29 protein-coding genes are annotated in these 22658 nt (G+C 26.6%); 25 read left to right on the top strand and 4 right to left on the bottom strand.

From position 1 onward, the window contains the following. The first annotated feature begins 38 nt into the window (after nt 1-38). The 17 genes from ACQPUW_RS10595 to ACQPUW_RS10515 all read left to right on the top strand — a co-directional run bounded on the left by ACQPUW_RS10595 (nt 39) and on the right by ACQPUW_RS10515 (nt 14469). The gene (locus tag ACQPUW_RS10595) at nt 39-605 is read left to right on the top strand and encodes a hypothetical protein (RefSeq protein ID WP_430837458.1); all 567 of its coding nucleotides are present in this window, start codon (nt 39-41) and stop codon (nt 603-605) included. A 14-nt stretch (nt 606-619) separates the two neighbouring features. Next, nucleotides 620-874 (top strand): hypothetical protein, encoded by a 255-nt coding sequence (locus tag ACQPUW_RS10590; RefSeq protein ID WP_430837457.1) that lies wholly within the window; start codon nt 620-622, stop codon nt 872-874. Between the two features lie 267 nt (nt 875-1141). Further along, the gene (locus tag ACQPUW_RS10585) at nt 1142-2563 is read left to right on the top strand and encodes an MFS transporter (RefSeq protein WP_430837456.1); all 1422 of its coding nucleotides are present in this window, start codon (nt 1142-1144) and stop codon (nt 2561-2563) included. A 63-nt stretch (nt 2564-2626) separates the two neighbouring features. Further along, complete coding sequence (locus tag ACQPUW_RS10580) at nt 2627-3055, top strand: MarR family winged helix-turn-helix transcriptional regulator (protein ID WP_430837455.1); 429 nt, start codon at nt 2627-2629, stop codon at nt 3053-3055. 299 nt (nt 3056-3354) lie between these two features. Continuing rightward, nucleotides 3355-4515, top strand: coding sequence for an iron-containing alcohol dehydrogenase (locus ACQPUW_RS10575; RefSeq protein ID WP_430837454.1), 1161 nt, complete (start codon nt 3355-3357; stop codon nt 4513-4515). 310 nt (nt 4516-4825) lie between these two features. Beyond that, complete coding sequence (locus ACQPUW_RS10570; protein WP_430837453.1) at nt 4826-5416, top strand: hypothetical protein; 591 nt, start codon at nt 4826-4828, stop codon at nt 5414-5416. A 275-nt stretch (nt 5417-5691) separates the two neighbouring features. Next, the gene (locus tag ACQPUW_RS10565; RefSeq protein WP_430837452.1) at nt 5692-6030 is read left to right on the top strand and encodes a DsrE family protein; all 339 of its coding nucleotides are present in this window, start codon (nt 5692-5694) and stop codon (nt 6028-6030) included. A 22-nt stretch (nt 6031-6052) separates the two neighbouring features. Further along, entirely contained in the window at nt 6053-6832 is a 780-nt protein-coding gene (locus ACQPUW_RS10560) for a sulfite exporter TauE/SafE family protein (protein ID WP_430837451.1), read from the top strand. Between the two features lie 347 nt (nt 6833-7179). Then, nucleotides 7180-8133: a helix-turn-helix transcriptional regulator gene (locus ACQPUW_RS10555; protein WP_430837450.1), complete on the top strand. Its 954-nt coding sequence runs from the start codon at nt 7180-7182 to the stop codon at nt 8131-8133. 752 nt (nt 8134-8885) lie between these two features. After that, nucleotides 8886-9428: an NADH peroxidase gene (locus ACQPUW_RS10550; protein WP_204593519.1), complete on the top strand. Its 543-nt coding sequence runs from the start codon at nt 8886-8888 to the stop codon at nt 9426-9428. Between the two features lie 348 nt (nt 9429-9776). After that, nucleotides 9777-10139 carry a YccF domain-containing protein gene (locus tag ACQPUW_RS10545; protein WP_430837449.1) on the top strand — a complete coding sequence of 121 codons (363 nt, stop codon included), beginning with the start codon at nt 9777-9779 and terminating at the stop codon, nt 10137-10139. A 459-nt stretch (nt 10140-10598) separates the two neighbouring features. After that, on the top strand, nt 10599-11141 hold the full coding sequence (locus tag ACQPUW_RS10540) for a ferritin family protein (RefSeq protein WP_204593521.1): 543 nt from the start codon (nt 10599-10601) through the stop codon (nt 11139-11141). A gap of 334 nt (nt 11142-11475) precedes the next feature. Then, nucleotides 11476-12528: a YdcF family protein gene (locus tag ACQPUW_RS10535; RefSeq protein WP_430837448.1), complete on the top strand. Its 1053-nt coding sequence runs from the start codon at nt 11476-11478 to the stop codon at nt 12526-12528. Between the two features lie 311 nt (nt 12529-12839). Further along, entirely contained in the window at nt 12840-13298 is a 459-nt protein-coding gene (locus tag ACQPUW_RS10530; protein ID WP_430837447.1) for a hypothetical protein, read from the top strand. Between the two features lie 3 nt (nt 13299-13301). Next, nucleotides 13302-13781 (top strand): hypothetical protein, encoded by a 480-nt coding sequence (locus ACQPUW_RS10525; protein ID WP_430837446.1) that lies wholly within the window; start codon nt 13302-13304, stop codon nt 13779-13781. 60 nt (nt 13782-13841) lie between these two features. After that, complete coding sequence (locus tag ACQPUW_RS10520) at nt 13842-14246, top strand: hypothetical protein (RefSeq protein ID WP_430837445.1); 405 nt, start codon at nt 13842-13844, stop codon at nt 14244-14246. Nucleotides 14247-14283: 37 nt separating this feature from the next. Next, complete coding sequence (locus ACQPUW_RS10515) at nt 14284-14469, top strand: hypothetical protein (protein ID WP_430837444.1); 186 nt, start codon at nt 14284-14286, stop codon at nt 14467-14469. A gap of 145 nt (nt 14470-14614) precedes the next feature. Here ACQPUW_RS10515 and ACQPUW_RS10510 read toward each other — a convergent pair whose 3' ends face one another. Continuing rightward, nucleotides 14615-14905 (bottom strand): hypothetical protein, encoded by a 291-nt coding sequence (locus ACQPUW_RS10510; RefSeq protein WP_430837443.1) that lies wholly within the window; start codon nt 14903-14905, stop codon nt 14615-14617. A 296-nt stretch (nt 14906-15201) separates the two neighbouring features. Between ACQPUW_RS10510 and ACQPUW_RS10505 the strand changes: the two genes are divergently transcribed. Beyond that, nucleotides 15202-15357 (top strand): hypothetical protein, encoded by a 156-nt coding sequence (locus ACQPUW_RS10505; RefSeq protein ID WP_430837442.1) that lies wholly within the window; start codon nt 15202-15204, stop codon nt 15355-15357. Between the two features lie 98 nt (nt 15358-15455). Here ACQPUW_RS10505 and ACQPUW_RS10500 read toward each other — a convergent pair whose 3' ends face one another. Next, entirely contained in the window at nt 15456-15677 is a 222-nt protein-coding gene (locus tag ACQPUW_RS10500; RefSeq protein ID WP_430837441.1) for a hypothetical protein, read from the bottom strand. A 399-nt stretch (nt 15678-16076) separates the two neighbouring features. Between ACQPUW_RS10500 and ACQPUW_RS10495 the strand changes: the two genes are divergently transcribed. The 3 genes from ACQPUW_RS10495 (at nt 16077) to ACQPUW_RS10485 (ending at nt 18187) form a co-directional block, all read left to right on the top strand. After that, the gene (locus ACQPUW_RS10495; protein ID WP_430837440.1) at nt 16077-17444 is read left to right on the top strand and encodes a tetratricopeptide repeat protein; all 1368 of its coding nucleotides are present in this window, start codon (nt 16077-16079) and stop codon (nt 17442-17444) included. A gap of 60 nt (nt 17445-17504) precedes the next feature. Continuing rightward, nucleotides 17505-17900 carry a DUF6019 family protein gene (locus ACQPUW_RS10490; protein WP_430837439.1) on the top strand — a complete coding sequence of 132 codons (396 nt, stop codon included), beginning with the start codon at nt 17505-17507 and terminating at the stop codon, nt 17898-17900. 65 nt (nt 17901-17965) lie between these two features. After that, the gene (locus ACQPUW_RS10485; RefSeq protein WP_430837438.1) at nt 17966-18187 is read left to right on the top strand and encodes a PF20097 family protein; all 222 of its coding nucleotides are present in this window, start codon (nt 17966-17968) and stop codon (nt 18185-18187) included. Nucleotides 18188-18345: 158 nt separating this feature from the next. Here the strand turns inward: ACQPUW_RS10485 and ACQPUW_RS10480 are convergent, their stop codons facing one another. Together ACQPUW_RS10480 and ACQPUW_RS10475 are read right to left on the bottom strand one after the other, a co-directional pair. Further along, a complete protein-coding gene (locus ACQPUW_RS10480; protein WP_430837437.1) occupies nt 18346-18915 on the bottom strand; it encodes a chromate transporter in 570 nt (189 codons plus the stop codon). After that, nucleotides 18902-19453, bottom strand: a complete 552-nt coding sequence (locus tag ACQPUW_RS10475) for a chromate transporter (protein WP_430837436.1) — start codon at nt 19451-19453, stop codon at nt 18902-18904. Before ACQPUW_RS10475 ends, ACQPUW_RS10480 begins: the two co-directional genes overlap by 14 nt. 134 nt (nt 19454-19587) lie before the next feature. On the opposite strand from ACQPUW_RS10475, the gene ACQPUW_RS10470 reads away from it, so the two are divergent. The 4 genes from ACQPUW_RS10470 (at nt 19588) to ACQPUW_RS10455 (ending at nt 22621) form a co-directional block, all read left to right on the top strand. Next, on the top strand, nt 19588-20451 hold the full coding sequence (locus ACQPUW_RS10470; RefSeq protein ID WP_430837435.1) for a LysR family transcriptional regulator: 864 nt from the start codon (nt 19588-19590) through the stop codon (nt 20449-20451). Between the two features lie 325 nt (nt 20452-20776). Then, the gene (locus ACQPUW_RS10465; protein WP_430837434.1) at nt 20777-20962 is read left to right on the top strand and encodes a PspC domain-containing protein; all 186 of its coding nucleotides are present in this window, start codon (nt 20777-20779) and stop codon (nt 20960-20962) included. Nucleotides 20963-21146: 184 nt separating this feature from the next. Then, nucleotides 21147-21521: a GntR family transcriptional regulator gene (locus ACQPUW_RS10460; protein ID WP_430838085.1), complete on the top strand. Its 375-nt coding sequence runs from the start codon at nt 21147-21149 to the stop codon at nt 21519-21521. A gap of 5 nt (nt 21522-21526) precedes the next feature. After that, entirely contained in the window at nt 21527-22621 is a 1095-nt protein-coding gene (locus ACQPUW_RS10455) for a DUF1648 domain-containing protein (protein ID WP_430837433.1), read from the top strand. Nucleotides 22622-22658 lie beyond the last annotated feature (37 nt).

Raw genomic sequence — 22658 nt, 5'->3', positions numbered from 1 at the left:
ATGATATAATTCCCTTATATAAACAAGGGGGGATAAAATTGAATATAAAGTCATTTATATCAAGTAAGAAGAAAATATTAATTTCTTGTATAGCATGCTTTTTAATTGGAGGGGGAATTGCCTTTGCAGGAAATGTTCCAGATCAAGAAATAAGCGATATGCAAGCAAAGAACACAGAAATAGCGGCTCAAATATCACAAAAGAATGCATCATTAGAGTCTGATAAAAAAGATTTAGATAATCTAAAAAATAATCTTTCAGAATATCAAACTAAAAAAGATGATATAGACAAGGTTAAAGAAGAAAAGCTTGCAAAAGAACAAGAAGAAAAGGAAAAGAAAGAGCAAGCAGAAGCAGAGGCTGCAAAGAAAAAGCAAGAAGCAGAAGCAGCTAAAAGTGTAGCACCTTCTTCAAATAGTAGTAATGCTGATAACACTAAATCTTCAGATAACAAACAAGTTGGAGCTATGGTTTGGAGAACAAAAACAGGTAAAAAATATCATAGCACAAGTCATTGTGGTAACACACACTCAGCACAGGCGACTGAAATAACATTAAGTGAAGCACAAGCAGAAGGTTTAACACCTTGCTCAAAATGTTATTAATGGAGGTATAATAGATGAATAAATTTTTTAAATTTATAAAATATAACAAAGGTACAATTATATTAGGAATAATATTTTTTATATTGGGGTGTACAGCTTTTACTTCAAAGAACAATAAAACAAAAGAAGAATTAGAAAAGACATACATAAGTCAAGAAGAGACTTTGAAAGCAAAAAGTGAAGAATTAAACTCTATAGATGATAATATAAAATCTACAAATGCACAAATAGAGGATATAAAAAATTACATAGATGAAAATAGCAAATAGTAGTAAATGATAATGAAATCTTACATAATATAAAATTATATAAAACAGATATTAAAGGAGTTGCAATAGTTGCACTCCTTTGAATTTTACTATAACTAAATTTATATCTTGCCGAATATTTACATTGACTATTAATATAGTTTGGACTAAAATAAATTTGCGAACGCAAAGATTTATTTTTTTATCAATATAATTGCGAACGCAAATACATTAGGTTATATGATAAATAACTTAATTTTGTAGAAAATAAAAAAGGGAGGATTACAAATGACAAAAGATAATAGTAAATCAGAACAAAAGTATAATATTTGGCTTATGTTAATTGCAACTTGTTTATTTACATTTATGTCTACATTAGATGGAAGTATTGTAAATATAGCAATGCCAGTAATATCACAAGATTTATCAATTAATATGAATCAGGCTGAATGGATAGTTTCTTTATATATAGTTGTAATATGTATGCTTTTAATATTTTTCGGAAGAATAAGTGATACAAAAGGAAAAATTAAAGTTTTCCAGATAGGGACAGTTATATTTGTAATAGGATCACTTCTATGTGGTATAAGTACTAGTTTAACTTTTCTTTTAGTATCAAGAGCGGTTCAAGCTATCGGAGCTAGTATGACTATGGCGACAAACTTTGGAATTATAACTGAGTATTTTCCAAGAGAGATGAGAGGAAAAGGACTTGGAATCCTTGGGAGTTTTGTATCTTTAGGCAGTATTGCAGGGCCGGGTATTGGAGGATTTATAATCGAAGGTTATTCATGGCATTATATATTTCTAATAAATATCCCAATAGGAATAGTAGCTATAATTTTAGGATACTTTGTATTTCCTAAAGAAAATAAAGATAAAGTTAAGATAAAGATAGATTATAAAGGATTTATTTTATTTGATATTAGTATAGTTTCATTATTTGTAGCGATCTTTATAGGTCAACAAACAGGATTTATGACTCCTACAGTAATAACTTTATTTATAATATTTATAATTTCATTAATTGTATTTATAAGAGTTGAGAATAGGATTGATGAGCCATTAATAGATATGAAGATGTTTGAAAACTTTGAATTCTCGATGGGGTTATTCTGTGCACTTTTAATATTTTCAGCAATTTTATTCTTTAATGTTTTAATGCCGTTTTATCTTCAAAAGACTTTAGGATATTCATCTATTGTATCAGGATTTATATTAATGTCTGTTCCAATTGCAATGATGATTGTTGCACCTATAAGTGGAAGTTTATCAGATAGAATGGGATCAGAGATATTGACATTTATAGGATTAGTAGTAGTTACAATAACTCAATTTTTATATATGTTTATAGATCAAAGTACATCAGTTATTTATTTAGTTGCAGTTACAACTATGAATGGAGTTGGTATTGCATTATTCCAATCACCGAATAATTCAATAATAATGTCCTCTGTGAAACCAAATAAGTTAGGTATAGCTGGAAGCTTAAATTCTCTTGCAAGAAACTTAGGGATGATTATTGGTATATCATTATCAACTACAATTCTTTATCTTGGAATGAGCCATAAGGCAGGTTATAAAGTAATAACTTATATAGATAATCAGCCGATTCTATTTGTCTATGGAATGCATATAGCTTTTGCAGTTTCATTTGCATTATGTCTTATTGCATGTGTGGTTTCTGCATACAGATTATTCAAAAAATAGTAGATTTCATTGTGAGTTTATCTTATTATTAAAGTTAGGTTGAATCTAATTATGGAGGCAGAAATGATGGATGATTTACTTAAATGGATTTCAATTACTGACAGACATAATAAAATATATCTAGATAAGAAGTTAAAAGATATAGGGCTAAATAGTAGCCAGCACTTTTATATACTAAAAATTTATGAAAATCCTGGAATAACACAGGATAAATTAATAGATATAATTCATTTAAATCCTAGTAATATTACAAGGGCTTTATGTCAGTTAGAAAAGCTCGGATTTATAGAAAGGGTAGCAAAGAAAGATGATAAAAGAACATATAATCTTTATCCTACAGACAAAGCTTTAGAAGTCTATCCAAAGATCAATAAGATAATAAATGATTGGAAAAACTTTTTATTAAGCAATTTTTCTGAAGAAGAAAAAGAAGGTTTATTAAAGTTAACTAAAAAGATTTGTATTAATTCATTAGAAGCTACTAAATTATAGATAATAAAGAAGCATCATTTTTATGGTGCTTCTTTATTTTATATATAGAATTATTTAAATAAGGAATTTATTAAATAAAATAATTAATTTGGGGTTATTTTTATATAAAGGTAAGCTCTTAATTTTCAATAATATTAGGGTGTGGATAAATCTTTAAATTTTAATAAGCTTTAAAATATAAATTAAATAGTAAATAATTTATTGACTTAAAGTGTACTCTAAGGACTATACTAAGTTTAATTGAAGGAAATCTAAGTAAAGATTAATAGATTACCTATGACTTAAGGAGGAAATTTTATATGATGAATTTTGATTTTTATAATCCAACAAGAATAGTTTTTGGAAAAGATCGTTTAGGAGAATTAAATAATTTAATACCAAAGGATGCTAAAGTTCTTGTACTTTATGGTGGAGGAAGCGTTAAAAAGTTTGGTACTCTAGAAAAAGTATTAAAGGGACTTGGAGAGAGAGAAGTAGTTGAATTTGGAGGTATAGAAGCTAATCCAAGATTTGAAACATTAATGAAGGCTGTAGATGTAGTTAAGAAAGAAAATATAGATTTCTTATTAGCTGTTGGTGGTGGTTCTGTAATGGATGGAACAAAATTTGTTTCATTAGTATCACAATATGATGGAGAAGATGCTATAGATCTTTTAAGAGATAAAATGGCTGCCTTTGGTTTAACTAAAGCATTACCACTTGGAACGGTAGTGACACTTCCAGCTACAGGTTCAGAGATGAACTGTGGAGGAGTTGTTACTTCAAGCATAGGTAAGAGAGGATTTAGAAATCAATTAGTATTCCCTAAATTCTCATTCTTAGATCCAACTTTAACATTCTCACTACCAAAGACTCAAGTAGCTAATGGAGTAGTTGATACATTTATTCATGTTCTAGAACAATATGCAACATATCCAGCACATGCAATGTTTCAAGATAGAACTGCTGAAGGAATACTTCAAACATTAGTTGAAATAGGAAAGAAAACTATAGATAATCCAACAGATTATGATTTAAGAGCAAATCTTGTATGGTGTGCAACTATGGGACTAAATGGGTTACTAAGGACAGGAGTACCAGAAGACTGGGCAACTCATATGATAGGTCATGAACTTACAGCAATGTTTGGTATAGATCATGGTAAGACTTTAGCTATAATATTACCATCACTTTGGAATGTAATGAGGGATAAAAAGAAAGATAAATTAATACAATACGGTGAAAGGGTTTGGAATATAACTTCTGGAACTGAAGAGGAAAGAATAGATCTTGCAATAGATAAGACTAGAGAATTCTTCGAAAGCTTAGGTATAAAAACTAGACTGTCAGATTACGGTGTTGATTCAAGTAAAATTGATGATTTAGTTAAAGCCTTAGAAGAACATAATATGACAGCTATAGGAGAGAACGGACAAATCACTCTAGATATTAGTCGTAAAATATTAGAAGGTGCATTATAATATTTTCTAAATTAAATTTAAAAAAAGTTTTGCTTATATATTTAGGCAAAGCTTTTTTTGTTAAGTTAATTAATAAAAGATATTATTTTAGCTATAAAAAATGGTAAATGTACATTTTTTTTAGATTAAAATATAAATTTTAAAATAATTATAATAGAAAATTAAATTTTATAATAAAAAATATAATAAAAATTACAATAAAACAATTGGTATCTTGTTCCAAAAATGATAAAATAAATATAAACATTATATAAATATATTTATATAATGTTTACTAACTACTAAAGAAAAATATTATGGGGGAAAAGAAATGAATAAAAAATTGAGGATTTATGTAGGATTAGCAGTATTCCTAGGAGCCTCGCTTACCTTAATTGGGTGTGGTTTCTATGGAGGAACGGTTACTAGTGTAGAAGATGTTAATAAGACATCAGGAATGGAATTATTTATAGAGGATTATAACAAAGACTATGATGAATTTAAAAAAGATAAGGGGAATATTTCAAATAATGAAATAGAAAAAAATCCAACCTTAAAAATAACCTATGAAGATACAACAGAAGATACTAGGTTAATTATGTATTCTCAAAAGAAAAGTAATGTAAAGATAATTAAAGAAGAAAGTGATGACATTATTAGAGGAAGTGGACTACCAGTATATAAAGTATCTCCAGAGGAAGAACTAAAATTAGATTTTAGTAAAGGCGGACAAAAATACATAGGTTTTTGTATTCTAGATGGGGATAGGGGAATAGATCTAGATGAGAGAATGTTTGCAACTAAAGATAATGATGTTGATTATATAAAAGCACCAGAAAGAAAAGGAAATTATATTATGTATATATTTAGTGGATGGGAAGATCAATATACTATACATACGATTAAACTAGAAGTACAATAATTTAAAATAAAAAAAGAGATATCTCTTAAGTAGAATAAAATTAAGAGATATCTTTTTTTATGATTAAATTTAAAAAGGAAAATTAGAATAAAAATGTCAATGTAATCTATGGCACAAGTACATAATATATTCCAAAATAAATTAATAAATAAGTAATTGTAATAATAACTATAAGTTATTTGTATAACACTTTATACAATGTTAAAAAACTAATCATACTAGTTACATTCTAATTTTCTATAATAAGTTATAGAAAAGCTTAGGAGATGATTATAATGAAAGTTATTGTACATGTAAATGAAAAAGAGAAATGGACTATGGCTGTAGGTAATATTCAAAATATTTTAAAAGATGATCCTACTTTAACTGTAGAGATGCTAGTTCATGGTGAACCAATAGTTAATTTAAGGGAAGAAGATGCTAAGAGATTAGGCTTTTATAATGATATTAGTGAATTAGCTTCTAAGGGAGTTGTATTTGCAGCTTGTAATAACACATTAACTAAAATGGAAATAAAAAAAGAAGAGCTTTGTGATTTTGTTGAAGTAGTCCCAGCTGGTGTTATGGAACTTATTAAAAAGCAATATGAAGGATATGCGTATGTAAAACCTTAATAAAGATAAGAAGGTAGATTAAATGGAAATAGTATATTTTCTTTTAGCAATAATAGCAACTACAATAGGTGCAGCTGCTGGAATAGGTGGAGGAATTGTAATAAAACCAGTTTTAGATAGTATTAGCTCATATTCTCTTCCAACAGTAAACTTACTATCCTCAGCAACTATATTTGCAATGGCAGTAGTATCTATAGGTAAACAGATTACTAAGAGGGATAAAATAGATGTAAAAAGAACAATGACTATAGCAGTTGGTTCAATTATAGGAGGAGTTGTTGGACAAAAGATTCTTAAGGTATTAGTTTCAATGAATAAGCATTCTGAGTCAGTTTCAATACTTCAAAGTGCACTGATTATATTATTGTTAATTAGTGTTTTTTTATATATGAGAGTAAAAGATAGAATAAAAAAACGTGATTTAAATAGTAGTTTAATAATTGCTATAATTGGAATTATTCTAGGTGCTATTTCAGCCTTTTTAGGCATTGGTGGAGGACCTATAAATGTTGCCATATTTGCTATGTTATTTGGTATGGATACTAAAGAAGCTGCAAGAAACTCGATTATAGTTATATTATTTTCACAGGGTGCTAAAATACTATCAATAGCAGCAACTACAGGATTTTCAAGTTATAATTTAAAAGTATTACCAGTAATGCTTATAGGGGGAATACTTGGAGGGTTTTTAGGATATAAGCTCAATAAGAGTTTATCTGAAAAAAATATAATAAAAATATTTAATGCTACAATAATACTTATTATATTTATAAGTAGTTACAATATTTGTAAAGTAATATAATAGAAATATTTAAAAAATTAAAATTATCATTAAAGAAATTACTTAAATATATATAATAATAATAAAATATGGTAATATAATCTTTGAAAAATAGATAATAAAATGTATTGTTACATTTATATGTCACCATTATAGCGTATTATATAATTGTATGGTAATTCCTTTAAATCATGGTACATAAAAGACGAAGTTTTCTCAAAGTATAGGGTGTAATTAAGCTAATAACTACTGCTATCATGATAGGAATTTGGGAATTATTTTGACAGATGAGATTTTGCTAGGGGGCGGAATCTCATTTTTTTTGCTTTGTAATTAGAACATTTTTAAAGATACAGAGGAGAGTGATTATGGGCAAGGTAAACAATGCTTTAAATATGTTGATGCTTCTAAAAACTAGAAATAAAATGACTAGGCGTGAAATTGCAGAGGAATTAGAAGTTGATATTAGGCAAATCAGCAGGTATAAAGAAGACTTGTGTATGGCAGGAATTGTAATAGAAGAAGAGCGTGGAAGATATGGAGGTTATAGCATAAAAGGTAAAACTGCTTGGATTAATGCGGATTTAACTGAAGATGAAGTAAAAGCTATAGAACTTGTAATGAATTACTTACAGGCAGGAACATTTCCTTTAAAGACAGACTTTAATTCTGGAATAACTAAAATCCTATCAAATTATAAAGTAGATGATAATAGTTTTTGGAATTCCAATGCTACAGCGCAATTTAAAAGAATAAATAGAAATACAGATGAGTTGAAGCAAAAATGGATTACTATAAATGAAAGTATAATTAATTTAAATAAACTTAAGATAGACTATTCAAATCTTAAGGATGAGAATATGATAAGAACTGTATGGCCCTATGCTATATATATTTATCAAGGCGCAAACTATATGCTTGCCCATTGTGAATATAGAAATAAAATAAGAAATTTTAAACTTGTAAGAATAAGAAAGATAGAAGTTTTGGATGAAACCTTTGATAAAGGAAATTTTGATGTTAAAGCCTATCTTAATAGTAGACTTGGTATACATAATAGTAGAGAAAAATTTTTAGTTAAACTTAAAATATTTTACCCATATGCAAAATGCTTTAAGGAACATAAATGGGTAATAGAAGAAAAAATTGAAGATCATTATAATGAAGGGTATTTGATCTATAGTGGAAATATAGAGGGGAAAACTGATATTATAAAGTGGATAATGGAGATGGGAAGCGATGTTGAAGTTCTAGAACCTAAAGAAATTAGGGATGAAATTATAAAGGAATGTAAAAAGATAATGGGATTATATAAAGTATAGTCCCATTATCTTTTATATTATTAATAGGTAGTATTTAATAATCGCAAATTAAATACTACCTATAAATGAATTCATAATTATAGAGGGTTTGATAAGGCTACAGAAGAGTCAGTGAAAACATTCCAAAAAATATATAAATATATAAATATAAAAAATACAAGTAAATAATGTAAATATTACTTATAAATGTTAAATTAAATAATATAAAAATACTATCAAAAAGGAAGCTAAATACAATATTGATATAAAAATATTAATATTAAATACACCTTCTAAACTATCATTAAACAAATGGTTAAATATACTAAAAAGCTATTTTCTTATATGAAAAAAGTAGTATCATAATATTCATAGAGGGCCTCTATAAAAAGTACAAAAGATAATATTAAGTATACAAAAGATGAGAGTTTATGAGTAAAAACTATGATAACAAAAGATGAGAGTTTATGAGTAACAAAAGATTTAAAGAAAATTTTAGATATATATAATTAGTATTATAAATGCAAAAGATAAGTATAGAAATACAAAGGATAAGTGTTTAAGGTACAAAAGATAAGTATCATGAATACAAAGGATAAATATCCAAGATACAAAAGATAAGTATATTAAAATACTAATTTAATATATAAAGCAAAAGATGAGTTTAAGTAGATTTTATAGCTATGAAATATAACTAAAAACCCTAAACGATCTTGTTTTTAAGTTTTAAAAAAGATGAAGACATTTTATGAGAACCTGAGGAGGAATTAGTTATGAAAAGATTTATGTGTACAGTATGCGGATACGTATTTGAAGGAGAAGAAGCACCAGAAAAATGCCCAGTATGTGGAGCACCAAGAGAAAAGTTCGTAGAACAAAAAGGTGAAATGGCTTGGGCTGATGAGCATAGAGTAGGAGTAGCTAAAGGTGTTGATGAAAGAATTTTAGAAGGATTAAGAGCAAACTTTGCAGGAGAATGTACAGAAGTTGGTATGTACCTTGCAATGGCTAGACAAGCTGATAGAGAAGGATACCCAGAAGTTGCAGAAATGTATAAGAGAGCTGCTTTTGAAGAAGCAGACCATGCTTCAAGATTTGCAGAACTTCTAGGAGAAGTATTAGAAGCTGATACTAAGAAAAATTTACAAATGAGAGTAGATGCAGAATATGGTGCTTGTCAAGGTAAGAAAGAATTAGCAACACTTGCTAAACAATTAAACTTAGATGCAATTCATGATACAGTTCATGAAATGTGCAAAGATGAAGCAAGACATGGTAAAGCTTTCAAGGGATTACTTGAAAGATACTTTGCATAGAAATAGCGTTCACACTACCCTTTAAAATATATAGATTCAAATAAGGCTTAGGAAAAGGATATTTCCTAAGCCTTATTTGTCTTTATAAATAGTTAATATAGTTTTTAGATATGTTAAATAAGATGGATCATGATATATGAAATTTAAATAGATATATAAGATCTAAATAATATATAGAGGTGAAGATTAAAATATAGGATTTAAGGATCGAAATATAGAAATTATATTAGAATATAGAAAATCAAATGTAGTAAATAAAAATAAGAAGAAATTAAGGGCATTAATGTAAGATAAAGTATATAATAATAAAGTCTAAAAAAAAATTAGAATATGAAAGGAAGAATTAATATGAGTTGTCTTGGAAATATAATATGGATTATATTTGGAGGAGTGTTTAATGCTTTAGGATGGTTATTCTTAGGGGCTGTATGGTGCATAACTATAATTGGAATACCAGTTGGACTTCAATGCTTTAAGATGGCAAAACTTCAATTTGCACCATTTGGAAAGGAAATTGTAACAGTAAATGATGGTGGAACAAGTCTAATACTTAATATATTATGGATTATATTTGGTGGGCTCGCTATGTGTATTGCAAATTTAATTAGTGCAGTACTTCTTTGTATTACTATTATAGGAATACCATTTGCAGTTCAAAGCATTAAGATTGCAAAGCTTTCACTTATGCCATTTGGTAAAGATGTAGTTTAATATAAGTAAAAGATGAAAAGTACTTTTGTCGAATGGTATTAGTAGTAATTTGAAAGAATTCAAGTTATAATGAAAATGTGGAAAATATTTCATTATATTAATGGAAATTTAACCGCTTTATTTAATTCTTCTATAAATATTATAGAAAAATTAAAAACAAGCCTTTACAAGTAATAATTATTATTATATAATAATAAATGTAGACAGGCGATAGATAAAAATTATTAAATAACAGAAGATATAAATTATACATAAATTTTAAGATACAAAGGATTTTTAAAGAACAAAAGATGTATAAGATAAATTAATTAATCTAGAATTTAACCCTTCGAACCTATGATAAAAAACTAAGGAACAAAAGATGGTTATAATGTCTGTATTTAATATAAACTAAGATATAAATAGAAATTATATAAATAAAAAATATGTGTTTTATATATGAAATAGGAGGAATTAATTATGAAGAAATTTGTGTGTCAAGTATGTGGATATGTTTATGAAGGTGAAACTGCACCAGAAAAGTGCCCAGTATGTGGAGTAGGTGCTGATAAGTTTATGGAACAAGTTGGAGAAATGGCTTGGGCTGACGAGCATAGAATCGGAGCTGGAAAAGACGTAGATCCAAGAGTTGTAGAAGGATTACAAGCAAACTTTATGGGAGAATGTACAGAAGTTGGAATGTATCTTGCAATGTCAAGACAAGCTGATAGAGAAGGATTCCCAGAAGTAGCAGAAGCATATAAGAGAATTGCTTTTGAAGAAGCAGAACATGCTGCAAAATTCGCAGAACTTTTAGGAGAAGTTGTTGATGCTGATACAAAAACAAACTTACAAAAGAGAGTAGATGCAGAATTCGGAGCTTGCCAAGGAAAGAAAGATTTAGCAACTTTAGCTAAACAATTAAACTTAGATGCAATCCATGACACAGTACATGAAATGTGTAAAGATGAAGCTAGACATGGTAGAGCATTCAAGGGATTATTAGACAGATATTTTGCATAATATAAAAAGTTATACACTTACATTAAAAGGCTTAGAGAAATTTCTCTAGGTCTTTTTAAATTGTTATAAAATTAATTTTAAGTATATTAATTTAAATGCACTTACATATATAAGAGATTAGATTTATTAATAAGAAAATATAAGAAAGTACATGAATTTATATGTTCTATACGTTTTACATATAATTAAAGTTGAAGATTTATGTTAAATTTTATGAAATCATTATTATTTTAAGCACATAGAGAGCTAGGATATCATATAATTAAGATAATTTATAGATTAATACAAGTAAATTAATATATAAAATAATAACATAGGATGAAAGGGGTAATTTATGACTTTATTTACGATAGGAATTATAATTTTTATTATATTTCTACTGAGCTTTCTACAAAATCCAAGTAGGCTTATTAATGGATTCATACTTCTTAATGCAATAATGTTTATGCTAATTGATTTAATATTATCTTTAGAAAGTATTAACCAAAGCTTAGCTATAGGAGTATTTTTAATAATGTTTATTTTAGGAATATTAATCTTCTTTGGAGTAATAATATTTTTAATTGTAAATGGAATTACCATGATGAAGAGAGAAAGTAGAAGTTTAAGCAATATGCTATCTTTTATATTAGGGGTAGGAACATTAATAATTATAGTATTTGTAATTATATCTCCATTTTTACCATTTGACTTTGGTATAAGGGAAATCATATGTGGATTCATATTCTGGTTATTTTTAGCAACAATATTATTCTTCTTATTACTTTTAGATTTTTTAGTATCAGCATTAGTTTATAGAGTTAGGTTTTGTAAGATGAATAAAGATTTTATAATAGTACTTGGTGCAGGACTTATAAGAGGTAGAGAGATATCTAAACTTTTGGGAAGTAGGCTGGATAAAGCATATGATTTTTATTTGAAACAAAAAAATAAAAGAAGAAAAGATTCGAAAATTATTGTTTCAGGAGGAAAAGGTTCAGACGAGGAGATTTCAGAAGCTGAAGCTATGAAAGATTATTTAGTATCTAAAGGATGTCCAAGTGAAGATATAATTTTAGAGTATAAAGCTAGAACTACATATGAAAATATGACGTTTTCTAAAAAGATAATGGATAAAATGAAAAAGAAATATAAAAGTGTATTTGTTACAAATGAATATCATGTCTTTAGAGCTGGTATATTAGCTAAAAAAGCAGGACTTAAGAATGTAGGATTAGGATCTAAGACAGCTTTTTACTTTGTACCTAGTGCATTTATAAGGGAATTCATTGGAGTGCTTTCACTTAGAAGATGGTGGTATGTATTCTTAATGGTTATATTAGCATTATTCATTGTAGCAGTATTTGTAGCACTACATTTTATTGCAGAATTAGGATATATAATTTAAAAATATACTAAAAGGAGTAGATTATAAAATAGTCTGCTCCTTTTTAATTTTATTACAAGGATTAAATGAAAAATAGAGGAGTATATTTAACTAAAGGTATCCATAATGAAGATTTGAATTTCTTAATACAGTAAAAAACTATACTAAAGAGTCACATTGTTTTAATGACATGGGTTTTTAATAATTGGAAAATATAGTATAATATTTATGTAATATATTTATAAATTTACAATTATTTAGAATAGGAATACGCTTTAAATTAAAAAAGTCATAATACCTATTTGGTACTCTGGAAAGCAAGGGGGAGTATTATGATAGTCTGCAAAAAGTGTGGCGCACTTAATGAAGATTTATGTATAACCTGCAAAGATTGTAGGGATACATTAACAAAAAGTGATATATATGAATACAACAGAAGTATAGAAAAAATAAAATTAGATAGGGCTAATAAAAGCAAAAAGAAAAAGACTACAAAATTAGCTTTAAGTGTAATATATTTTATAGTTATATTAGCATTACTTGTATTAAATATAATCTCTAACAAAGAAAGTATTACTTTAATTGCAACGACAATACTTATGATATTATCTGGATATATCTGTATAACTAGGCCAGAGTTAATTTTTATAGTTACACATCTATTTAGTATCAAAGATGTAAATGAAGGTGATATGTCAGATATGTATGAAACATTAACCATAGTCTTTGGATATCTAATATACACCTATGCTTTAATAAATCTAATATTAAATTATATAGAAGGGGCTTAAGTTTTGGGAAACATGAAAAGAAAATCTGAAAAAAATATTATAGCAATTATTTTAGTAATGGTAGTTATAACATCAATAATTGTAGGGAGCGTTATTTATAATTACATTAAAAAACATAATATTTATTCAAATATTATAGAGTCAAGTTGGGGGATTGAGTTATCAAAAAATTATGATGAATTGTATGCAACAGATAGTGGTGAGAGTTTTTTAGGAGATGGACAAAGGTACCATGTATTTAAATTTAAAGATACAGAAGATTTAAATATAGATAAGAGATTAAGTCTAAAAAATGATAAAGATGAAATCCTAGAAGCAAATATTGAAGAAATACTTAAAAATTTAAGTGTTGCAAAAGAAAATTATCCAGATTTCAATAAAGAGTATAGTTATTATTTTAAAACAGAGGAAGACTCATCAAAATTATATATGGTGAACTTTAAAGATAGTAATACTTTATATGTTGTAGAGGATATATATTAATAAGAGTTATAAGCTTATAGAAAATTTAGGAGCTAGGAAAGGTAAGAAAGGAGAGGATTTATGAAAAGAAAAAATAAGGTTATAACAGTGATAGTTATAATTGTAGCTTGTGTGATTGTAGCATTTGCTGTGGGACCGCATGAGGGAAATGCTAAGACTGTTATGTCTATAGCATCTAGTACAAAAAGTAGTATGAAAATGATATATAAAAGTTTTGATGGAGAAAAGTACAAAACATTAAATCTAAGCTCAGGACAAAAATTAGATGTTAATATTGATGTTACTACTAAAAGCGGAGAACTAACTGTGCTTATTTTAGATAAAGATAAAAATGAAATATATAGTGTGAAGAATCCTGATGAAAAAATTTCTAAAAGTATAGATATAAAAGAAAGTGGTAAATATACCATAAAAGTAGCAGGGAAACATAGTGGAAGCTACAGAATAGATTGGGATATAAATTAAATTTAATATATTTATATATAGGAGCTTGTATGAAGATATGAAAAACAAAGGAGCTTGTGTAAAGTGCAATTCTAATAATATTAAAATAATAAGTGCTGTACCAATAAAAATAACAGCAGTTAAACTAATTAAGCCTAAATATTATTTATGTAATGATTGTGGTTATATGGAAATGTGGCTTGATGATAATAAAGAAGAGATAGGGTATATTGATAAAGATTAAGAATACCAGGATGATACTTTAAATAATTAAATTGTCATTTTAAGATATGAAATTAGAGGGTGTAGAGAAATTTATATAAATTTTTCTACACCCTCTAGTAGCTTAAATATTTAGTAGTTTTATTTATAATAAAGTTTAATATATATTAAATCTTCTGACTATTTTCTATTTCATGTTCAGTTATTTGAGTTGCTTCTTCTTTAATATTATTTGGAATTTCTTTTTTTATTTCTCTTATTCTTTGTTTAGTTTCCTTTTTTAGTTTTGCTTCCTCATCTTGAGATTCTTCAGCTTTAAATTCCTTTGTTTTTTCTGCTACAGTTTTTTTATATTCAGCCTTTTCTTGTTTATGTTCTTTTCTTTCTTCTTTGTGCTCTTCATGTTTTTCTTTTATCTTAGTTACTTCATTTTCAAATTCTTCTTTTAATTTACCCATTTTAACTCACCTCTTGAAAAATTCTTAATCATTAGTTTTAGTAATAATTACCTTATATTTATTATAACACCATTGATGTAATAAGAATTAATATTAGATTTTAAATATGTATGTATATTAGGTGCAAAAGGGTAAACAAATAATTACTAAATTAAGAAGATTTAATTCTTAATTATATAATAAAGTAAGAATTAATTTTTTTATTAATATTAGTGTAAAAGTTAAAATTATATGATGATATTTGATATTATAAAAATAAGAATATTTACCTATTAAAGAAATGGAGGAACATAATTATGGATATATATTTTAGTATATTTACATTAATCTTAGTAATATTACTACTAAGTATAATGTTATTTTTAAATCAGCTTATAGTAGAATCTAGACGTATAAATAAGACGTTAAATAAAATTGCAGAAAAATTAGGTGTAGAGAGCGAAAATAAATAAGAAAATATATAAGGGCAAATAATAAAAAATCCTATAGAAACAATTAATAAATTTATTTTAATTGTTTTTATAGGATTTTTTTAGATGGAATTAATTTATTAATTTCTAACTTTTACTTTAGCTTTATCTTGTTCTTTACCAAACTTTCTGTAGTTTCTAAAGTTTATTATAAAAGCAAATGCAGACATAACAAGTGGTACATTTAAACTTTCCATAAGATTATATTGCTTTTTATATCCAACGCACCAAGCAAGTAAAACTAATGTTACTATAAATACTCCAAAAGATAGTATTGTTAGAATAAGTGATTTTCTTGGCATAATAGTATTCCTCCTAGTCGTAATTAATGATTAAATTATACCTTTTTTATACAAATTTATCTAATTAGGACAAACTGATATATATTAAAGTTTTAACGGAGTATGAACTATATTAATAGGTATTTTATAAAATTATTTCACTTCATATTTATTAAGAACGAAGATAGAGAGTTTTATAGAAATAATATGATTATATATTTAACTAATTATTTCATTTGTTTATAGAAGGTAAAATATTTTTATTTTAAATTATAGATTAATATTCAAATAATTATCCAAGGAGTATTTTAAAGAAATGTATTTTAGACTAAATGATTTTTGATACATAAATTACAAAATATGTTATAATCATCGTGGGTTTTAGGGATAGACTTATAAAATAACATTAGGGGGAAGCGTATGGGAATTGTAAAGGCAGGATTAAAGATATTAGTATATCTTATAACTATTCTAGGGTACATATTATTACCAATATTTTTAAATTTTAAAGGTAATATAATTTTATCATTAATTCTAAGTTTAATCTTAATTTTTAGTACAATTAAGATAATTAAAAACATAATAAAGAAAGAAAAGGGAAGTAAAGCAAAAAATATATTGTTTTGTACATTAAATCTAATACTTATAGTAATAGTTGGAGCTATAACAGTTACAGTTGTGGAGCTTTACAAAGAAGAAGATAGGAGTATAGCTTTATATGCTGTTTTAGAAAAGACAGAGATGGAACCAGAAGGGTATAATGATGTATTTAAAAAGGAAGAAAAAGAAAATTATAAAATTCTTTATACAGAAAAATTAGAGCCAGCATTAAATAATATAAATTTAATTTTAGATAGGGCAATTAAATTAAATAATAGAATTTTTGGAGATTTTGATAAAGAATCTGTAACTATTAAATTTGATTATATAAAGGATGTATTTGAAGGCAGAGATAGTTCAGAAGGGTCAGATGGATTATATATGCCACTTACTAGAGAAATCTATGTTTATGGAAAGGATGCATACGATGATGCATTATCTGGTGGAGGAAGTATGAAGCTACAGGATTCATTAATACATGAATATACTCATCATGTAATGTTTGAATTCTTTAAAGTAAATGATATAGATTCTAAAACTATTCCTCTTTGGTTTATTGAAGGAGTAGCAGAACATGTTGCTGATACAAACTATATTACAGAAATTAATGAAATAGTTCCATTTAGTAAACTTGTAACTACTGAGCAGTGGGAAAATAATTTACAAAAAGAAAATACAATATATATGCAAAGTAAGTATGCAGTAAGAAGAATAGTTATATTAAAAGGTGAAGATAAATTAAAAGATATTATATTAAAGAGTAAAGAATCAGATTTTAATACTGCTTTTAAAGAAGTTGTGGGAATTTCTATAGAAGATCTTGAAAATATTATGAATGAAGATTTAAAGGATAACTTTACTAAACAATTTCATGAATTTAGAAATGCTAATAAAGATATATATGAGGAAGAGAAAATATATTTAGATAAGTATATGAATGAGAAGGAAAAAGCATTAGAAAAATATATTTCAATAGATAATAATCCAGATGCATATGCCCACTTAGCACGTATATATATCGGAGGTGATGAATATGATAAAGCTGAAAAGTTATTAAAAGAGGGTATAGAAAAGAATCAAGATGAAGCGGAATTATATAGAGAATTAGGACTTATGTATGAGGAGAAAAACCAATTAGAATTGGCAAAGGAATGCTTTAAGAAGGAAGAAAGTCTTAATAAAAAGTAATGTTGAAATTAGAGTTTCTTAAATTATGGTTATTTAAATTAGAGTATGGGGGAGTATATTATGTTATGGCTTATCCTAGTGATATTACTTTATTATATTATAAAATGGGCAGTAAAATATGGCGTTGAAGAAGCTAGTTCTTCTATAGCATCAGACAAATTTATAGATAGGTTATCAGATACAGTAATAAATAAAATTAAAGAAAATGAAAGTTTAAATATAAAAAATAAAGCTAAAAAAATTCTAACAGATACCATAAAAGAGTGTGTAGGTAAAGAGTGCAAAATAATTTTAGATGTAGTCTATGTAGATGATAATGGGGAAGGTAATATTATAAAAGGAATAGTTAGATCTGTTGATGAGATATGGCTAAGACTAGAATATATAAATAAAAATAATGAGAATGCTCTAAAAATAATAAAATTAGAAAATATTACTTCAATAGAGATAATATAATTTAATAAATAGATAAGTTTAATTGATTTATATAAATTATATATTTTTGAGAGGAGTAAATTTCTATGAAATGTGCACTTTGTAATGATGAGATGGAAAAGGGATATATACAAAACAAACGTGAAGCACTTTGTTGGATACCTGAAGATGAAGAGCGAGGAGTATTCAAATGCTTAAGCAGTCCAAATGGAGTAGAGCTTGCAAAATACTCAATAGTAGAAGGTAGTGAGAAGGCTACAGCTTATTACTGTAGACAATGCAAACAATGTATTATAGAAGGAAAATAAAGAATATAATTAGAGAATCTATTATAAAAGATAAGTGAAAAATGCATTGTAAGTAGAAGTTTTTTATATAAGAAATGTACTATATAAAATAATAAAAGAAATAATATACAGATTAAAAAAGCCAGCAAAATTAATTTTTGCTGGCTTTTTTTATAATTTTAAGATGCAAACTTAAATACAATTCCAACAACAGCAGATAAAGCTATATAAACAATTGGAGACTTCTTATATTTAGATATTAAGAAAAATAAAACTGCTGCAAGTATTAATGCTTTAAAGGAAAGTATATCCATAATATCTGATGTTTTAGCATACTTATCTAAAGTTAATATTGATATTTTAACTATTTCGAAGCCAGCAGCAGCTAGAAGACCAGTTGAGGCTGGACGTAATCCATAGAAACAATTTTGAACCATATCATTTTCCTTAAATTTATCTAATACCTGTGCTACAAGTAAAATTATAATAATTGAAGGAACAATAATACCAATTGTAGCATCTATACATCCTGCAAGTCCTTTAGTTGCATATCCAACATAAGATGCCATATTAATTCCCATTGCTCCTGGAACAGATTGAGATATAGCAACCATATTAGCAAGGTCTGTATGAGTAAACCATCCTGTTTTATCAGAAATATCATAAAGGAATGGAATAGTAGCAGCACCACCACCTACTGCGAAAAGGCCTACCTTAAAAAATTCAAAAAATAGTCTAATTAGTACCATGATTCTTACCTCCAAGTCCTTTAAGTACAATTCCACTTATTCCTGCAATAATTATAAATAAAACAGGAGATATATTTGTAAAGATAGAAAAACCAAGTACAAGCACAAATATAATAAGTGTTTTAATATCAATTACAGATGTCTTAAGTAATTTAATTGCAGTATTTAAAATAAGTACAGCAACACATACACGAATACCAGCAAAAGCATCTTTGACAACTGGAAGATCAGCAAAGTTTCCGATAAAGGCTGCAATTATTGAAATAAGTATTACAGATGGAGTTACAAAACCAAGAGTTGCAAATATTCCACCTAAACTTCCTTTTCTTTTATAGCCTATAAATGTAGCAGTATTAACTGCAATTACTCCAGGTGTACACTGACCAATTGCATAATAATCAGTAAGTTCTTCATCAGTGATCCAATGTCTTTTTTCAATTAGTTCCCTTTGAAGTATTGGAAACATCGTATATCCTCCACCAAAATTCATAAGTCCGAGCTTCGCGAAGAGAAAATATAAATTAAATAAATCTTTCATAATAAAATCCTTTCTATAGCTAATTATTTAACATTTATTATCTTTACAAGTAATTTATTTTATATTAAAGTTTATTTAAATATTTAATTAACATAAGATTTAAACAAACTTTAACATAAACAGAGGTGCTATTTATGGATATTAAACATCTTAAATACTTTATTGCAATTGCAGAAGAAGGAAATATAACTTCAGCTGCAAAAAGACTACATATTTCACAACCACCTTTAAGTATGCAGTTAAAACTTCTAGAAGAAGAACTTGGTATGACTCTTGTAGAAAGAGGTTCTCGCAATATAACTTTAACTGATGCAGGAAGACTTTTATATAAGCATGCATGTAAGATAGTTTCATTAACAACTACTGCAATTAAAGAGATAGAAGACTTTGATAATGGCGTTAAGGGTACATTAAGACTTGGTACTATCTCATCATCAGGAACTGCGCTTTTATCACATAGAATGATAGAATTTCATAAAGATAATCCTAACATAAGCTTTGAAGTACATGAAGGTACAACCTTTGAAATGCTAGATATGCTTGAAGATAATACTATTGAAGTAGCAATGGTTAGAACACCTTTTAAAGCAAAAAATGTTGCTTTTCATTATTTGGAATCAGAGCCTATGGTTGCAGTTGCAAGAGAAGAACACTTTAGTGATATAAAAGAAGATATTATATCAATTGATAAGCTAGATAATAAACCTTTAATTTTCTATAGAAGATATGAATCATTACTCACATCAGCATTTGAAAAGAATAATGTTAAGCTAAATAGTTTCTGCAAAAATGATGATGCAAGAACTACACTATTATGGGCAAAAGCAGGTCTTGGTATAGCAGTTATTCCAAAATCAGCAGCAAAGATTATTGAAGATAATAACCTTAAAACAAAAGTAATAGATGAAACTAATCTATATACAAGGCTTGGAGTTATCTATAGAAAAAGCACAAACCTTTCAAAAGCAGCAAAAAGTTTTATTAAGTTGTTTAATTAGAAAGATACATAATAAAAAGTATAGTAAAATTTCTTACTGGTATAATATAACACTGAATTTAATATATTTAAAATATATAATTTGTATAATAACCATATATTTTTTGTATAATTATGATAAATGTATAAACTTAAGGTATGATACTTAGTTTATCCAAAAAGATAAAACATAAAAATTAAATAGAAAACTTTAGATTCTGCATTAGTAATACTTCAGGGATACTGTATAATTAATAATGTGGAATTTTTTTATTATTATATAAAATGATAAAAGTAAATTTAATTTATAAATGAGTTAACTGTGGGATTATTTAGGGGGAATATGCATGGAGAGAAAGATGTATAGGTCAGATACTGACTATGTTATAGCAGGAGTTTGTGGTGGTATTTCTGAATATTTTGGATTTAATTCATTGGTTTTAAGAATAATTTGGATATTTTTTATAGGACCTAATTTATTGTTGTATATTTTATTAATGTTTCTACTACCATCTAGACCGAGGCTATATTAAGTTATAATATTTATATTAAATTAAAAAGTAGTTATATTGAGATACAGTGATTTTTTACTTTTTTATAAGTTTTAATATATATTTGCATATGAGAAAAAAGAATTATTTAGATTATTGAAACTTTATTAATATTGTTATATATTATATATAACAAATAGAATATAAGAAGGTGAAATCTGTGTTAATGACATTAGAATTTGATAGTGAAGTTCCGATATATCTTCAGATAAGGAAGAATATAATAGAAGGTATTGCAAAAGGTAAGATAAAAGATGGTGATAGACTTCCAGCAGTAAGAGAGCTTGCATCAGAGATAGAAGTAAATCTTCATACAGTAAATAAAGCATATAACTTATTAAAAGAAGAGGGATATGTAAGTGTAGACAGAAGAGTTGGTGTACTTGTAAATATAAAGAAAGCTAAGGATGATGAAAAATTTATAGAAAACTATAAAGAAAAAATAAATGAAGTGGTAGCAGAGGGTATGGCCAAGGGATTAAAGCGAGATGAAATGGTAAGTTTATTAAATACTATTTTAGATGGATATGAGGGGAGATAAATTTTATGGTTGATATAGGATTTATAATTATAATGATTTTAGTAATTCTTACTGAATTCTTTGCGTGTGCGATTTTAGCTGTAAAAGGGAAGAAGAATGTATTAATAGGGTGTATTGTAAGTGATGAACTTAGAGCTAACAATAAGATAAAGCAAAAAGAAAAGGAATATATAAATGTAAATATAATAGTTACAACAATATCAATTGTGGGGATAATAGTAAGTTATATTCAAAATAGCCAGTTAATATCTATAATCTCAATGTTCTTTTCTATAATAGGTGGAATGGTATGTTATGGAGTTTATAATAAAAAGGTAAGAGAACTTAAAGAAGAACTTGGTGGGTTAAAGGACAAAAAGCAAGTTGTTGTAGTTTCTACAGAAAGAAGCAAGTACAGCTTTAAAAGACTTTCCTATTATCTTTTAATTGGAATTCCAGTATTAGCATTAAATACAGTTTTTTCTATAAAGCAATATAGTATATTACCTGATAGAATTCCAACTCAGTTTGATTTTAGTGGAAATATAACTGCTTACTCTGAAAAGAGTTTTTTCCTTTTTGGTGGTTTAATATTTTCTATAGTATTTATGATAATAACTTTTATAGCAGTTGATTATATACTACAAACTAAAAAGATGAAAATTGATCCTACAAATCCAGAGAAATCTAGGGATAATAATTTAAAATATAGGAATATAATATCAAAGCTTATGATGTGTATAATGCTAGTTGCTTTGACAACATTAACTATAGCAAACCTTCAAGTGCTTCAAATAATAAAAAGTAGTAAAAATGTAATGTGGATAGTAGTTATACTTACAGCTATTATGCTTATAGCACTTATGTATTACTCAATAAAAGCATTTAAGGTTAGAAATGATTATAAAACAGAAAATGATAAAGTAATTCAAAGAGACGACGATAGCAAATGGAAATTTGGATTAATATATTACAATAAACAAGATCCATCAATATTTGTTGAAAAAAGAGTAGGAATAGGATGGACGGTGAATGCTGGAAATAAGATAGGCATGTTATTATATATACTAACATTAGTTATAGTAGTTTTTGCTATAGGTATGAGTATAATTCAAAGTTAACTAAAAGAGATGTAATATACATCTCTTTTAGTGGGGC

Source organism: Clostridium sardiniense (assembly GCF_050584765.1).
Taxonomy (GTDB): domain Bacteria; phylum Bacillota; class Clostridia; order Clostridiales; family Clostridiaceae; genus Clostridium; species Clostridium sardiniense_A.
The sequence above is the reverse complement of the archived record's forward strand: the minus strand, read 5'-3'. Positions and strand labels throughout refer to the sequence as shown.

Coding starts and splice junctions, on each gene's coding strand:
- ACQPUW_RS10550 (WP_204593519.1), top strand. CDS start 8,886: ATGAAAAGATTTATGTGTACAGTATGCGGATACGTATTTGAAGGAGAA.
- ACQPUW_RS10535 (WP_430837448.1), top strand. CDS start 11,476: ATGACTTTATTTACGATAGGAATTATAATTTTTATTATATTTCTACTG.
- ACQPUW_RS10465 (WP_430837434.1), top strand. CDS start 20,777: ATGGAGAGAAAGATGTATAGGTCAGATACTGACTATGTTATAGCAGGA.
- ACQPUW_RS10560 (WP_430837451.1), top strand. CDS start 6,053: ATGGAAATAGTATATTTTCTTTTAGCAATAATAGCAACTACAATAGGT.
- ACQPUW_RS10555 (WP_430837450.1), top strand. CDS start 7,180: ATGGGCAAGGTAAACAATGCTTTAAATATGTTGATGCTTCTAAAAACT.
- ACQPUW_RS10480 (WP_430837437.1), bottom strand. CDS start 18,915: ATGGTACTAATTAGACTATTTTTTGAATTTTTTAAGGTAGGCCTTTTC.
- ACQPUW_RS10490 (WP_430837439.1), top strand. CDS start 17,505: ATGTTATGGCTTATCCTAGTGATATTACTTTATTATATTATAAAATGG.
- ACQPUW_RS10580 (WP_430837455.1), top strand. CDS start 2,627: ATGATGGATGATTTACTTAAATGGATTTCAATTACTGACAGACATAAT.
- ACQPUW_RS10545 (WP_430837449.1), top strand. CDS start 9,777: ATGAGTTGTCTTGGAAATATAATATGGATTATATTTGGAGGAGTGTTT.
- ACQPUW_RS10570 (WP_430837453.1), top strand. CDS start 4,826: ATGAATAAAAAATTGAGGATTTATGTAGGATTAGCAGTATTCCTAGGA.
- ACQPUW_RS10510 (WP_430837443.1), bottom strand. CDS start 14,905: ATGGGTAAATTAAAAGAAGAATTTGAAAATGAAGTAACTAAGATAAAA.
- ACQPUW_RS10505 (WP_430837442.1), top strand. CDS start 15,202: ATGGATATATATTTTAGTATATTTACATTAATCTTAGTAATATTACTA.
- ACQPUW_RS10460 (WP_430838085.1), top strand. CDS start 21,147: ATGACATTAGAATTTGATAGTGAAGTTCCGATATATCTTCAGATAAGG.
- ACQPUW_RS10575 (WP_430837454.1), top strand. CDS start 3,355: ATGATGAATTTTGATTTTTATAATCCAACAAGAATAGTTTTTGGAAAA.
- ACQPUW_RS10540 (WP_204593521.1), top strand. CDS start 10,599: ATGAAGAAATTTGTGTGTCAAGTATGTGGATATGTTTATGAAGGTGAA.
- ACQPUW_RS10565 (WP_430837452.1), top strand. CDS start 5,692: ATGAAAGTTATTGTACATGTAAATGAAAAAGAGAAATGGACTATGGCT.
- ACQPUW_RS10455 (WP_430837433.1), top strand. CDS start 21,527: ATGGTTGATATAGGATTTATAATTATAATGATTTTAGTAATTCTTACT.
- ACQPUW_RS10500 (WP_430837441.1), bottom strand. CDS start 15,677: ATGCCAAGAAAATCACTTATTCTAACAATACTATCTTTTGGAGTATTT.
- ACQPUW_RS10590 (WP_430837457.1), top strand. CDS start 620: ATGAATAAATTTTTTAAATTTATAAAATATAACAAAGGTACAATTATA.
- ACQPUW_RS10470 (WP_430837435.1), top strand. CDS start 19,588: ATGGATATTAAACATCTTAAATACTTTATTGCAATTGCAGAAGAAGGA.
- ACQPUW_RS10530 (WP_430837447.1), top strand. CDS start 12,840: ATGATAGTCTGCAAAAAGTGTGGCGCACTTAATGAAGATTTATGTATA.
- ACQPUW_RS10515 (WP_430837444.1), top strand. CDS start 14,284: ATGAAAAACAAAGGAGCTTGTGTAAAGTGCAATTCTAATAATATTAAA.
- ACQPUW_RS10485 (WP_430837438.1), top strand. CDS start 17,966: ATGAAATGTGCACTTTGTAATGATGAGATGGAAAAGGGATATATACAA.
- ACQPUW_RS10520 (WP_430837445.1), top strand. CDS start 13,842: ATGAAAAGAAAAAATAAGGTTATAACAGTGATAGTTATAATTGTAGCT.
- ACQPUW_RS10585 (WP_430837456.1), top strand. CDS start 1,142: ATGACAAAAGATAATAGTAAATCAGAACAAAAGTATAATATTTGGCTT.
- ACQPUW_RS10495 (WP_430837440.1), top strand. CDS start 16,077: ATGGGAATTGTAAAGGCAGGATTAAAGATATTAGTATATCTTATAACT.
- ACQPUW_RS10475 (WP_430837436.1), bottom strand. CDS start 19,453: ATGAAAGATTTATTTAATTTATATTTTCTCTTCGCGAAGCTCGGACTT.